This is a genomic window from Acidicapsa ligni, from assembly GCF_025685655.1.
In the GTDB taxonomy this organism is placed as follows: domain Bacteria; phylum Acidobacteriota; class Terriglobia; order Terriglobales; family Acidobacteriaceae; genus Acidicapsa; species Acidicapsa ligni.
The window spans coordinates 457,548-470,622 of record NZ_JAGSYG010000003.1; the positions used below are offsets into that span (position 1 = coordinate 457,548).

At 58.4% G+C, this 13,075-nt stretch carries 10 protein-coding genes; 4 read left to right on the forward strand and 6 right to left on the reverse strand.

Going from position 1 to position 13,075, the window contains the following annotated elements; all coding sequences use genetic code 11:
- The first annotated feature begins 93 nt into the window (after nucleotides 1-93).
- Nucleotides 94-1,503, forward strand: a complete 1,410-nt coding sequence (locus tag OHL19_RS12340) for an amidohydrolase family protein (RefSeq protein ID WP_263358000.1) — start codon at nucleotides 94-96, stop codon at nucleotides 1,501-1,503.
- A gap of 7 nt (nucleotides 1,504-1,510) precedes the next feature.
- Here the strand turns inward: OHL19_RS12340 and OHL19_RS12345 are convergent, their stop codons facing one another.
- Entirely contained in the window at nucleotides 1,511-1,819 is a 309-nt protein-coding gene (locus OHL19_RS12345) for a Rieske (2Fe-2S) protein (protein WP_263358001.1), read from the reverse strand.
- A gap of 122 nt (nucleotides 1,820-1,941) precedes the next feature.
- Between OHL19_RS12345 and OHL19_RS12350 the strand changes: the two genes are divergently transcribed.
- Nucleotides 1,942-2,907, forward strand: coding sequence for an alpha/beta hydrolase (locus tag OHL19_RS12350; protein ID WP_263358002.1), 966 nt, complete (start codon nucleotides 1,942-1,944; stop codon nucleotides 2,905-2,907).
- A 69-nt stretch (nucleotides 2,908-2,976) separates the two neighbouring features.
- Here OHL19_RS12350 and hldE read toward each other — a convergent pair whose 3' ends face one another.
- Together hldE and gmhA are read right to left on the reverse strand one after the other, a co-directional pair.
- On the reverse strand, nucleotides 2,977-4,446 hold the full coding sequence (gene hldE / locus OHL19_RS12355) for a bifunctional D-glycero-beta-D-manno-heptose-7-phosphate kinase/D-glycero-beta-D-manno-heptose 1-phosphate adenylyltransferase HldE (RefSeq protein ID WP_263358003.1): 1,470 nt from the start codon (nucleotides 4,444-4,446) through the stop codon (nucleotides 2,977-2,979).
- On the reverse strand, nucleotides 4,443-5,057 hold the full coding sequence (gmhA, locus tag OHL19_RS12360; protein ID WP_263358004.1) for a D-sedoheptulose 7-phosphate isomerase: 615 nt from the start codon (nucleotides 5,055-5,057) through the stop codon (nucleotides 4,443-4,445). The genes hldE and gmhA overlap by 4 nt, the downstream gene beginning before the upstream one ends.
- 117 nt (nucleotides 5,058-5,174) lie before the next feature.
- On the opposite strand from gmhA, the gene OHL19_RS12365 reads away from it, so the two are divergent.
- Nucleotides 5,175-5,804, forward strand: a complete 630-nt coding sequence (locus tag OHL19_RS12365) for a D-glycero-alpha-D-manno-heptose-1,7-bisphosphate 7-phosphatase (RefSeq protein ID WP_263358005.1) — start codon at nucleotides 5,175-5,177, stop codon at nucleotides 5,802-5,804.
- A 245-nt stretch (nucleotides 5,805-6,049) separates the two neighbouring features.
- Here the strand turns inward: OHL19_RS12365 and rfaD are convergent, their stop codons facing one another.
- From rfaD to OHL19_RS12380, 3 genes are all read right to left on the reverse strand, one after another.
- Nucleotides 6,050-7,048 carry an ADP-glyceromanno-heptose 6-epimerase gene (gene rfaD / locus OHL19_RS12370; protein WP_263358006.1) on the reverse strand — a complete coding sequence of 333 codons (999 nt, stop codon included), beginning with the start codon at nucleotides 7,046-7,048 and terminating at the stop codon, nucleotides 6,050-6,052.
- Nucleotides 7,049-7,066: 18 nt separating this feature from the next.
- Nucleotides 7,067-8,137 carry a glycosyltransferase family 9 protein gene (locus OHL19_RS12375; RefSeq protein WP_263358007.1) on the reverse strand — a complete coding sequence of 357 codons (1,071 nt, stop codon included), beginning with the start codon at nucleotides 8,135-8,137 and terminating at the stop codon, nucleotides 7,067-7,069.
- 84 nt (nucleotides 8,138-8,221) lie between these two features.
- Entirely contained in the window at nucleotides 8,222-10,423 is a 2,202-nt protein-coding gene (locus tag OHL19_RS12380; RefSeq protein WP_263358008.1) for an alpha-ketoacid dehydrogenase subunit alpha/beta, read from the reverse strand.
- Between the two features lie 335 nt (nucleotides 10,424-10,758).
- On the opposite strand from OHL19_RS12380, the gene OHL19_RS12385 reads away from it, so the two are divergent.
- Nucleotides 10,759-13,053 carry a sodium-translocating pyrophosphatase gene (locus tag OHL19_RS12385; protein WP_263358009.1) on the forward strand — a complete coding sequence of 765 codons (2,295 nt, stop codon included), beginning with the start codon at nucleotides 10,759-10,761 and terminating at the stop codon, nucleotides 13,051-13,053.
- Nucleotides 13,054-13,075: the final 22 nt, after the last annotated feature.

The window sequence follows — 13,075 nt, forward strand, 5'->3', positions numbered from 1 at the left end:
TCAGGCAAAGGATGAAATAGCGACTGCCCTCGATCAAGCCTGTGCCACCGTAACAGAGCCGCCGTAACAGCGATATGGCATGATGACTAAACCATGCGCGTTCCAATCCTAACCTTGGCTATTCTCTGCGGCAGCCTCATTACGCAAGCTCAGCAAGCCACGCAACATCTGCTGATAAGCGGCAATCTCGTCACCCCCGACGGAGTCATCCCCGGCGGCTGGCTCGACATCCTCAACGGACGCATCCTAACCATTAGCCGCGAACGCCCGGAAATCCCCAACGCCCAAACTCTCGAAACCAACGACCTCATCTTCCCGGGCTTCGTCGATCTGCACAATCACCCAACCTTCAATGTCTTTCCCCGTTGGACGCCGCCCCACAAATTTTCCAATCGCTACGCCTGGCGTGATTGGGACGTATATCAGCAGCAGCTCGAAAGCAAAGCACGCACCCTCTTCGCCGACGGTTCCAACTTCTGCGACGTCGATGAATATGTCGAAGTCAAAGCGCTCATCGGCGGCACCACCTCCATCATTGGAATAGGCTCCAACAACCCTGCCAAACCCACTCCGGACTGCATCCGAGGACTCGTCCGCAACCTCGACCACTTCACCGGCTTTTACGGCCCTCAAGTCGATCACGAACGCATCGCCAACTCCATCGGCATTCTGCCCCGCGATATGGATGCTATGACCGCGGCTCATTACCGGCAATCCATCGCCGACGGCAGCCTCGATCTGTTGGCCATCCACATAGCCGAGGGCCTGCCGACCGATGCCGAATCCGCCCAGGAACTCGACCTGCTCGACGCCCACAACCTGCTCACCGCGCACACGGCGCTCATTCATTCCGTCGGCTTATCGCCCAGCCAGTTGGCCCGCGTCCATCGCGCCGGAGCCTCGATCGTCTGGTCGCCGCGCAGCAACTTCGAACTCTACGGCCGCACCGCCAACGTAGACGCAGCCTTTCGCGAAGGAGTCACCATCTCCCTCGCTCCCGACTGGTCTCCAAGCGGCTCCGACAATATGTGGGAAGAGATCCAATACGCGCACAAGGTCAGCACCCGCGACCTGAACAGCCTTTTCAGCAGCCGGCAACTGGTAGAAATGGCCTCCAGCATTCCGGCAAGAGTTGCCAGAATCGACGACAAAACAGGCACCATCGCCGCTGGTCAACTGGCCGATTTCTTCCTGGTCAGTTCAAGTTCGACATCGAATCAAGCAAGCCAAACGACTCAAGCGAATCCCTACGAAGCAATCCTCACCGGAAATATCACTGCGGTCGATCTGGTCGTAATCAACGGCATTCCCATTTACGGCGATCCAAAGCTGCTCCACTCGCTCAACATCGCTACAGAACCACTCCAAATCTGCGGCACGGAAAAAGCCCTGAACTCCGCCGCTCTGCCCAACGGCCCATTCGCAGGAGTAGCGTCGCGCCTAAGCCAAAAACTGAAAGCCCTGGGCACAGAATTAGGCCCGTTAGACTCCTGCCAGAAGTGACAGATCCTCAGGACAACCGAACGAACAGTTCCCCATCCTCAACGTCCACATCATAGACGCGCACCTGAGCCTTACCTTTATGCTGCTCCCCTGTCTTGAGATCAAACGACCAGTCATGCCACGGACAAAGCACGCGCCCATGCTCGACAAATCCCTGCCCCAGCGGCCCACCCTTGTGCGGGCAGAGATTATCCAGCACTGAAATCTCTCCATCCACCATCGCCACGCAGAACTGACGGCCGCCGGCATGCATCTCACGCACCTCGCCCTCGTGAGGCAGCTTCTTCCCAAGACAAATCCGAACCAGACCAGACATCCTCATCTATCTCCGTCCAACGCTTCATGCTAGCCGGTTGACCCTGCACCCGACTGCATCCGAAAGCACTTTCTCACACGCCGCGATACCATTGAAATTCAAGACTGACAGAAACCGCACAAATGCCCACCCAAAAGCCATCCCGCGCCGCCGCATCCAAATCAAAACAGCCGCCCGCCCAGTCCTCCTTTTCAAAAGCCATGCAGGAAATGCAGCAGCAGCCCGCTACGGCCTTTCCAAATATCTCCGCGCGCTGGCTGCTGAGCGCGGCGGGAGTCGTGGTCCTTCTGGCGCTGGCGTGCGCATGGCTGACGCTCTGCTTGCTCTTCTGGCAAGGTAGCTGGCAACTGCTCTACCACCCCAAAGCCGCCATCACCCGCACCCCGGCCAGCGTCGGCCTCAGCTATGAAACCATCCACTTTGCCACCACCGAAACAGGAACGCCTCAGCTAACTGGCTGGTGGCTCCCGGCAGCCGACTCAGGCAAAACTATCACAGGCAAAACTGTCCTCCTGCTGCACGGCGCAGACGGCAACCTTGGCGATACAGTGGACACCCTCGCCGCCCTGCATCGCCAGAATCTCTCCGTATTTGCCTTCGATTACCGCAGCTTCGGCCAGAGCCTTCCAGCCAGGCCCAGCGAAGAGCATCTCCGCCAGGATGCCGAATCGGCTCTCAGCTACCTGACTCAGACCCGCCACATCGAGTTGAACAGTATCGTGCTTTACGGCACGGGCCTCGGTGCTAACCTGGCAGCCGAGCTTGCCGCGAGCCACAATGCACTTGCCGGGGCAATCCTGGCCCAGCCGCAAGCAGACCCGGTGGCCTCAATCTTCAGCGATTCCCGCAGTAAGCTTGTCCCCGCTCACTGGATCGTAAGCGACCGCTACGACCTCACCCAGGCATCGCAATCCCTGAAGGTTCCATCCCTATGGCTGATAGCCCAGCCAACCGACGGCAGGCCGCCTGTAATTCCGCAGGCCTACGAGACCGTAGCCTCACATAAAACAGCAGCAACACTGCGCGTCCCATTCGAGACAGACCCCAACTACACACTTGAATTAAAACGGTGGTTAGACGATCTATAAATAACAAAATAAGCCTTTTAATTCTACCCCGGTCGCGCTTTGCAACCGGGATAGAAAACCGAGGACCAACTATTTCCCCGTCGCGCCTTTTTCGATCAAGCGAGTAGTCGAGTATCCATCCACGGTAGGCACAATCCTTACCTGCCCACCCCAGGACATTACTTCCTGCGCGCCAACTACGGTATCCACGTTGTAATCGCCACCCTTCACGATCACATCGGGCCGGGCCGCTACGATCAGCTCCAGCGGAGTCGGCTCATCGAAGACTACAACCGCATCCACCGCAGCCAAAGCAGCCAACACCCGCGCCCGCTCCCGTTCGCCGACGATTGGACGGCTAGGCCCCTTCAAACGGCTTACCGAAGCATCGCTGTTGATCGCCACAATAAGCCGGTCGCCTGTCCGCCGCGCCTGCTCCAGCACTGTAATGTGCCCCACATGCAGCAGGTCAAAGCAGCCATTGGTGAACGCAACGCGCTCTCCTACTGCTCGCCAGGTGTTCACGCGATTCACCAACTCTTCTCGCGAAACTACCTTGTCCACAGCATGCAGCGCAATCTCCGGAGCCAGCGCTGCGAGCAGCTCGTGCTTCTCGATCGGCACCGTTCCAACTTTGGCGACGACTATTCCCGCCGCGATGTTGGCCAGTTGAACTGCCGTCTCCGGCTGAAGCCCAGAGGCTAAACCTAAGGCCAACACAGAGATAACTGTATCTCCTGCACCTGATACATCAAATACTTGACGCGCCACTGCCGGCAGAATCGTCCGGCTATCGGCACGTACCAGCGCAATACCTTTTTCGCTCAGAGTAGCCGTCATGAACTGCAGATCGAACTCCGGAACCATCCGCTCCGCAGCCGCAAGCATCTTGTCCAGATCCCGCACATCCTCGCGCGAAGCAGACGCCAACTCACCCAGATTCGGGCAAACCGTAGTCGCTCCCCGGTACCGTCCAAAGTCAGAGCTCTTGGGATCGACCAGCACCGGAATCTGCGCCTCGCGTGCCGCGGCGATCACCTTCTGGCAAACCTCGGCCGAAAGCACTCCCTTGGCGTAATCGGAAAGCACCACCGCATGGCACCCCGGCAACTCTGCCAGGGCAATCTCCAGCAGGCGCGCATAATCCGCATCCGGACGAGTCGCCAAGTGCTCGCTGTCTAACCGCAACATCTGCTGGCGGCCACCGAGAATTCGGAGCTTGGTAATCGTCGGAAAACCCTCGCATGAGACCAGGAGCGAACGAATTCCATCCTTTTTCAAACAGCTCACCAGCGAACGCTGATTCTCATCGTCCCCGGCAAACCCGGCCAGCACAACCTCAGCGCCGAGCCGAGCCAGATTCATGGCCACGTTTGCCGCGCCGCCCGGCTGCTCGCTCGTATGCGTCGCACGCACCACCGGCACGGGAGCCTCGGGAGAAATCCTCCCAACCTCGCCCCAGATGTACTTATCCAGCATCACATCGCCAAGCACCAGCAGCCGCTTGTTCGGCCACTCGTGCTCGATCTCATGCATTACCTCGTGCAGTTGCTCGATCAAAGCGCGCCCCCTTGAACACCCGTTTGGGTCTGAACCCAATCCAGCTCTACCCAGTCGCAAAGCATGTGCGCAACCAGGCTATGCGCTTCCTGTACCCGCGCCGTGTCTTTTGAAGGAACGGCAAACAAAAAGTCCGCCATCGTGGCCAGCTTACCGCCGCCGATTCCCGTGAAGGCAACTGTGACCATGCCGAGTTCCTTGGCCACTTCAACCGCTTTCACCACATTGGGACTATTGCCCGAAGTCGATATCCCGATCAGGAGGTCGCCTGCATTTCCGAGCGCCTCAACCTGCCGCGAAAACACCGCTTCGTACCCGTAATCGTTTGCCACGGCCGTCAATATCGACGTGTCGGTGGTCAGCGCAATCGACGGCAAACCACGCCGTTCCCTGCGAAAACGCCCTACAATCTCCGCTGCCATATGCTGCGCATCGGCCGCGCTTCCACCATTGCCGCACCACAGAATCTTCTTGCCCGCAGCCAGGGCGTCCACCATGGCCAGAGCAATCTTCTCCACCAGTTCCTGCTGCACTGTGATCGCCTTGATCACGTCCAGGTGGTCGGTTATCGCCTTGAAAAACACAGTTTGCGCGTTTGGATGACCTTGCATATTCTCCTTCGCCGTTCTGAATCCGTACAGTTCTGAATCCCGTAACGGTTGTACGTTTACGTTCCCCGCAGTTTGGGGAACCGAGTCTTTTTACTTCTTAATTGTTATGATAGCGGTGTGACTACCGGTTACGACAGTGCCCATCTCGATGCCGCAGGTAATATCATTTCTTCTGATGCGGCCAGCACCCTCACCAGCCGTACACTTCAAACCGTATTCCTGGATCGTGACGGAGTGATAAACCAAAAGCTTCCCGAGGGCGAATACGTCTCCTCCTGGGATCGCTTTACGCTTATCCCCGGCACTGCCGAAGCCATCCGGCGTCTCAATCAGGCAGAGCTCCGCGTCATCGTAGTCACCAATCAGCGGGGCGTTGCGCTGGGTAAATACACCACAGAAACCGTCGATCTCATTCACCTGAATCTCCAGGAAACCCTGGCAAGATCGGGTGCCCACATCGACGCCTTCTACTTCTGCGCCCATGACAAGAAAGAGTGCGACTGCCGCAAACCCCTCCCCGGCATGTTCCATCAGGCTCAGACCGACTTCCCGGAAATTGCCCCTGCCAGCAGCGTCATCGTTGGCGACTCACTCTCCGACATCCAGTTTGGCGCCAATCTCAACCTGCGCACCATCTTCATTGAGGGCGACCCCGAACATCGCAAAGCCGGAGCCGAAAAAGCAATAGAACTGGCCAACCGGACTGTCAAAAATCTAGCCGAGGCTGTCGATCTTCTGCTCAAGTAAAGCTTGAACAAATCCGCAAAAATAAAACAAATAAAGCAGTTATAAGCAGCAGCAGATTCCCTGCGGGAATGACAGCCAGAAAGGCAAGGGCAAAAGCAGAGGTGCTTTCTCTTTCACGTGCTCAAAAGGCAAAAGCAAGGGTGGTTTTTCTCTCACCTGCTTTATTTGAACTCCCCTAAAAAGTCTCAGGTGCTGCATCCCAGTCGCGTCTTTGCTACCAGGATGCAGCTACCAGATTCTTCGGCCTAAGCCCCGATAGCGTCCAGCGTGGCGAAAGTCTCTTTCACTCCCGCTTCCAGCCCGGTCATCTCCAGATCGCAACCCAGCCCTCGCAGCCCGGTAAGATCAGCCTGCGTAAAGTGCTGATACCGTCCGTCCAGATCTGCTGGAAACGGCACATACTCAATCGGGACGACTCCATGCACCAGCATCAGCGCATGAGCCACCTCATTGAAGGTGCTGGCCACGCCCGACCCTGCATTCACTACGCCCTGGTATACCTTGCGGCTGCTTCCGGCAGCAGGCGCATACGGCCCAATCTGCGCAAAGAACATATTCAGCCGCGCCAGATCGCGCACATACACAAAATCCCGCCGCTGCTCGCCATCCGCATAGCCGCCTGTCCCGCCGAAGAGCTTTACCTTGCCGATATCCTTCATCTGCTTGGTAAAGTGGTGCATCACGGAAGCCATGCGCCCCTTGTGCTGCTCCCGCGGACCATAAACATTGAAGTAGCGCAGCCCCACCGCAGTGATCGGCACATTATCCAACGCCAACTGATTGCGGAAGTAGTGATCGAAGGCGAGCTTTGAATAGCCATAGATATTCAGCGGCCGCTCGTTCTCAATTGTCGGCGTAAAGTGCCCCGGACCGCTCAGCCCATACACCGCAGCGGTGGATGCAAACACAAGTGGTGCAGCAACATGGATCGCATACTTCAACACATCCTTCGTGTATTCGAAGTTGTTATCCATCATGTACACGCCGTCGTCTTCCAGCGTGTTTGAACAAGCACCCTGGTGCAGAATCGCCTCAACCTTACCCAGTCCCAGCGAGTTCTCTTTCAGCGCCCGCCTAAACTCCCGCTTGTCGAGGTAGTCCACATATCGTGCCCCATGCAGATTCTGAAACTTCCGCGCATTGGCAAAGTTGTCTACGATCAAGATGTCCGTGATTCCATGCGCATTCAGCTCATGCACCACGTTGCTGCCAATGAATCCCGCCCCGCCGGTAACAATGTACATTTCTCGTCTATCTCCCTGTTAGCTCTGAGCCGAAAGCACTCGTCCCGCAGCATGAGCCATCTCATCGACTGTGATTGAAGTCAGACAACGCCGCTTCTCGATCACGCATGTTTCCAGATTGCAGCCATAGCAACTCGTCTGATGATAGATGACCTGGTGTTTTTCTCCGATTGGATACCAGATACCGGGAAGCCCCCGCGCTGAAAACGCAATGACGCACGGCACACCCGCCGCAGCCGCCAGATGCATCGGCCCCGAATCCGGCCCGAGGAACAGCCGCGCACCCTCAAACACCGCTGCCGTCTCGCGCGGAGAAAGCTTGCCGCAGAGATTCGCCACAGTCCCCGGCCAGGCCCCGGCCGCGAACGTGCTGACCTCGGCATCTTCCCCCGCTCCAATCAACGCCAGCCCGTGCCCTGGATATTCGCGCGCTACCTGTCCGAGTAACTCGCGCCAGTTTTCCTGGCCCCAGTCCTTGGCCTGCATCTTGGTTCCCGGCCCGCAAACAACCAGCGGCTTTCCGGCAAGTTCTCCCAAAGCCAGCCGAGCTTTCGCCCGCTCCGCGCCTGTAAGCCCAAGGTTCCAGTTGGCCAGCGTTCCCGGCTCCGCATCGCCGAGTTCGCGCATCGTCCGCGCCAGCCGAAATGCCTCCGGCTCAAACTTCCCGGTCTCGGAGTCGAATCGTCTCTCCAGCTCGGCCAGACCCGGCAGCCCGACAATTCGCTTCACGCCCGCGGCCCAGCGAAAGAACAACGCATCGCGCCGAACCGCCTTCAACGGCCGCACCGGCATCAGGTATACCAGTACCTCGGGGTTGAATCGCCGAATCTCCGCTGCCAGCTTCAGCAACTCCATGGGATTCCGCGTCCCGACCGAGTAGCGCATGTACCCCTGCACCAGCCCCGAATCGCCCAGCACGGCAGCCGCCGCTGGAGCCTTTGCATGTACCGGAAAATTGGTGAGCAGCACCCGCTCCGCAGCGGGAAAAACGCGTTGAATGAGATGAAAACAAGGCAAGGCGACAGTGGTATCGCCCAAACTGCCTAATCGATAGATGAGTACTCTCTTGACCGAAGAATCCGGCTGCACAGTCGCTCCTTGGGGTTGGGGCTGACAGTTAACCAGATCTGATCTGGGGTCCTGGCTCTGAAAATGTATGCCCTGAGTAAAAGCCTAGAAACGTTTCAACTCTACGATGGTTCGCAGAACATCCTCCGGCTGAGGCAAGATTGCATCCTCCAGCAGCGGCTGGTAGGCGACAAAAGTATCCATCGCCGCAACCCGCTTCACAGGAGCATCCAGGTCTTCAAAAAGCTCGTCGGCAATACGCGCGGCAATCTCCGCACCGTAGCCCCAGCTCTTCGTATCCTCGTAAGCCACAATGACCTTGCTTGTCTTCTTTACCGAAGTTGCAATCGCATCCCAATCATAAGGGCTCAGCGTCCGCAGATCGATCACTTCCGTCTGGATGCCATGCTCGCGTTCGGCTTTCTGCGCCGCCTGCAAAGCCCTCGGAACCAGCGCGCCATACGTCACAATTGTGACATCTGTACCCGCGCGGGCAATCGCCGCCTTGCCAAACGGAACCATGTAGTCCGGCCCCGCATACGGAGCACGTCCATAAGGCTCGCGATACAGCCGCTTGTGCTCCAGAAACAACACCGGATCATCGCACCGGATCGCCGTCCGCAGCAGCCCGTTCGCATCCAGAGCATTCGATGGAAACACCACCCGCAGCCCCGGAATATGCGTAAAGATCGACTCGCCGCTCTGCGAGTGATAAATCGACCCGCCCGTGAGATAGCCGCCAATCGGCACGCGAATCACCACGGGAGCCTTGAAGCTCCCATTTGACCGCCAGCGCATCAGCGCCAGCTCATTGCGAATCTGGTGTACCGCGGGCCAGATGTAATCGAAGAACTGAATCTCCACCACCGGCTTCATTCCGCGCACAGCATAGCCTACTGCGCGTCCGACGATATTCGCCTCAGCCAGCGGCGAATTGAACACACGCTCTGAACCGAACTCCATTTGCAACCCGGACGTCAGCGAAAAAACGCCGCCCTTGCCCTTGACTTCCTTCAGAGCATCTTCCCGCGTGGCATCGGCGACATCCTCGCCGTACACCACAATGCGCGGATCACGCCGCATCTCGTCCCGCAGGCAAACGTTGATCATATCGGCCATCGTTCGGTCAGCCTTTGGCGGAGTTCCTTCTTTCTGCCATAGCGGCTCAGAGGCCAGTTCCTCGCGTGTCGGATCGAAGTCCTCGGAATATACATGCCGCAGAATGCTCGACAGCTCGGGAAGTGGCGCATCCACAGCTCGTATCGCTGCCGCTGCCACCTGCTCGTCGATCTGCTGCTCCAGCGCATTCAACTCGCCGGTGCTCAGCATTCCCTCACGCAACAACCGCATCTGCAGCGTGTGCAGCGGATCGCGCATGGCATCCGCTTCGCGCTCCGCCTTGGAGCGGTAATTTTTGTCGTCCTCAGAGAACGAATGCGAGTAGATCCGAACGCAGTGCCCGTGCACAAACGCCGGTCCCTTACCCGCGCGGCAATGCTCCACCGCTCCCACAAAAGCCCGATAGCTCGCCTCGGGATCTGTTCCATCTACCTCGGCAAAATAGAAGTTGGGAAAGTTGGCCACCAGCCGCGAGATATTTCCGCCGGGAGTATTCGCCTCGACCGGCACGGAAATCGCGTACCCGTTATCCTCCACGCAGAAGACCACCGGCAGCTTTTTGTTCGAGGCCGTATTCAGCGCCTCCCAGAACTCGCCCTGCGAAGTCGAACCCTCGCCGATGCAGGTCAGCACCACCTCATCAGAATGAAACTTCACATGGCTGAAGGCTCGATAATCCTGGTCCCCCTCCGGCACCGAGGCCGCATCGGGAAAGTGCGAAAAATATCGCCCCGCCTCAGCCACGCCCACCGCATGAAGAACCTGCGTCGCCGTCGAAGAAGAGGTGCTCACGATATTCAACTTCGTACTGGCCCAGTGCGAAGGCATCTGCCGCCCGCCGCTTGCCGGATCAGCCGCCGATCCAACCGACTGCAACAGCATGTCCTCAGCCGTTACACCCAGCGCCAGGCAGAGCGCGCGATCTCGATAATACGGCACCACCCAGTCATATCCGGGCCGCAACGCCTTGGCCGCAGCCACCTGGAAAGCCTCATGGCCGGCTGCCGAAATCTGGAAGAAAATTTTCTGCTGGCGCTTCAGCAAAATCTCGCGGTCGTCTATCCGACGGGAAGCGTACATCAGCCGGTAAAAATCCACCAACTGCCCGGGCGTCAGTGCAGACGAACTATCCGCAGGCGAAGCATCAATCGAGGAAGCGGACGTACCCGCCAGCGCTGCATTTTTCATACTGGGAACCCCTCTGCCCATCCTCGAACCTCCGCCGGCTATTTCGCCTGAGACTGTCAACTCAGTAACGACCTTTTGCCGTCCGAATCATACTCAAACCCAATCGATTGTACCAACCAATACCACCTCCTCCAAAGACGCTTTCAGCCTCCTTCAACCGCCGACTATAACTAATCCGTATTGACGATTGAATTGTTGTCGTGTTTCTATTCGTCCTACTGTGCTGAACGAGTTGTATTGAAAGCTCCGGGCCGGCGGATGAAAAGTACCTCACCATCCGTAAGCCCATGAAAAAGCACGAGCAGTTTCAAAAACCTCAGGAGGACGATCCGCGCATGTTTGCATCCACCCTGCCACCCTCGATGCCCCTGGCATCTTCTGCATCGCTTGCCACTCTTGTGGCCTTCCCGGCCAACAGTGGATCGGGCTCCGACACGATCTACCTCTGGATCGCTTTAGCCGCTGGAGTTCTAGCCCTCGTCGCCGCACTCCTGTTCGCGCGCTCCGTCCTCGCGTCGGAGACCGGCACTCCCGAGATGCAGGAGATTGCCGCCGCCATCCGCGAAGGCGCGCAGGCTTTCATGGGCCGTCAGTACAAGACCATCGCCATCATGGCCATCGTCCTCGCCGCCGTACTCTACGCCGGATATCACTTCTACCCCCTGACCGCCCCGCTGGCCAGCAAAGTCGTCTTCAGCTTCCTGGTCGGCGCAGCCTGTTCGGGAATCTCCGGCTATACCGGCATGTTCGTCTCTATCCGCGCCAACCTGCGAACGGCAGCAGCAGCCCGCTCCAGCCTCGGCGGCGCACTCAAGCTGGCTCTACGCGGAGGAGCAGTCACCGGCCTCATCGTCGTGGGATTAGCCCTGCTCGGCATCAGCCTGCTCTTTCTGCTCTTTGGCGGACTCGATAATCCGCAGGCAGTTCCCTATCAGCTTGTAGGCTTCGGCTTCGGAGCATCCCTCGTTGCCCTCTTCGCCCAACTCGGCGGCGGCATCTACACCAAGGCCGCCGATGTAGGCGCGGATCTTGTAGGTAAAGTCGAAGCCGGAATCCCCGAAGACGACCCGCGCAACCCTGCCGTCATCGCAGATCTCGTGGGAGACAACGTAGGCGACTGCGCAGGCCGCGGAGCTGACCTCTTCGAATCAAGCGCCGCCGAAAGCGTAGGCGCCATGATCCTCGGCGCAGCCCTCTTTCCGGTCTTCGGAATCAAGGGCATTCTCTTCCCGCTCATTGTTCATGCCATCAACATCGTTTCGTCCATCATTGGCGTGTCCGTGGTTCACAGCAAAGAAACCGATGACCCGATGAACGCCCTCAACCGGGGCTTCTATGTCACCAGCTTCCTGGCCCTCGTGGGCTTCGCCGCGGGCGTCCACTTTCTGCTTCAGGACCGCTGGTGGCTGCTCGGCGCAGGAGTTGTCGGCATCGTCACTTCATTCGCCTTCGTCACCATCACGGAGTACTACACCGAGACCCGCTTCCGCCCCGTGCAGTCCATCGCCAAGGCCTGCAATACCGGTGCAGCCACCAACATCATCACCGGCCTGGCCGTCGGCATGGAGACACCCGCACTGCCCGTCATCGTGATCAGCGGAGCGCTGCTGCTCAGCTACTACTTCGGCGTTCGCGGCCTTGAGGACGCAACCGGCATCGCCGACTACGCCAAAGGCATCTACGGCACTGCCATCGCCACGATGGGCATGCTCTCCAGCGCTGCCTACATCCTCGCAATGGACACCTTTGGCCCCATCACCGACAACGCGGGCGGCATCGCTGAAATGAGCAACCAGCCTCATGAAGTCCGCGACCGCACCGACCGCCTCGACGCCGCAGGCAACACCACCAAAGCTCTCACCAAGGGATACGCCATCGGTTCCGCTTCGCTAGCCGCCTTCCTGCTCTTCTCCGCCTATCTGGAAACCATCCACAACATCGTCAAGCACCGCGTAGAGTCCGCCGGATTCGTGCTGCCTCTCGATTGGAGCTTCTCCAATGTCAACCTCGCCAGTATCCCTGTCTTTGTCGGCGCGCTTCTCGGAGCCATGCTGACTTATCTCTTCTCCTCAATGGCCATCAGCGCCGTCGGACGAGCCGCGGAAAAAGTCATCGAAGACGTTCGCGCCCAATTCAAAGAAAACCCCGGCATCATGAACGGCACCAGCAAACCCGATTACGCCCGCTGCGTCAACATCGTTACAGGAGCCGCGCTGAAAGAGATGGTCCTGCCCGGCGCACTTGCCGTCCTGATGCCTGTAACCATCGGCGTCCTCTTTCGGCACCTCAGCCCGCTCTTTCACCTCAGGAGCACCTCGGATCTGCCGGCCAGCTTCGGCAACATAGTCAACCTCTCAGGAGCTGAATCCGTAGCGTCCTTCCTGATGGTCGGCACCATCAGCGGCATCCTGCTGGCCATGCTCATGAACAACGGCGGCGGCGCATGGGACAACGCCAAGAAGTTCATCGAAACCGGAGCGTATGGTGGTAAGGGATCCGATGCCCACAAGGCAGCCGTAGTAGGCGACACCGTGGGCGATCCATTCAAGGACACAGCAGGCCCCAGCCTCCATGTCCTCATCAAGTTGCTGGCGACAGTAACCCTGGTCCTGGCCCCACTCTTCGTCTAAGAAGCTGCACGGAATTACGCGA

Bases quoted from the DNA above. Each gene is read 5' to 3' on its own strand.
- OHL19_RS12340 (WP_263358000.1), top strand. From the start codon at position 94: ATGCGCGTTCCAATCCTAACCTTGGCTATTCTCTGCGGCAGCCTCATT.
- OHL19_RS12345 (WP_263358001.1), bottom strand. From the start codon at position 1,819: ATGTCTGGTCTGGTTCGGATTTGTCTTGGGAAGAAGCTGCCTCACGAG.
- OHL19_RS12350 (WP_263358002.1), top strand. From the start codon at position 1,942: ATGCCCACCCAAAAGCCATCCCGCGCCGCCGCATCCAAATCAAAACAG.
- gmhA (WP_263358004.1), bottom strand. From the start codon at position 5,057: ATGCAAGGTCATCCAAACGCGCAAACTGTGTTTTTCAAGGCGATAACC.
- rfaD (WP_263358006.1), bottom strand. From the start codon at position 7,048: ATGTACATTGTTACCGGCGGGGCGGGATTCATTGGCAGCAACGTGGTG.
- OHL19_RS12380 (WP_263358008.1), bottom strand. From the start codon at position 10,423: ATGAAAAATGCAGCGCTGGCGGGTACGTCCGCTTCCTCGATTGATGCT.
- OHL19_RS12385 (WP_263358009.1), top strand. From the start codon at position 10,759: ATGTTTGCATCCACCCTGCCACCCTCGATGCCCCTGGCATCTTCTGCA.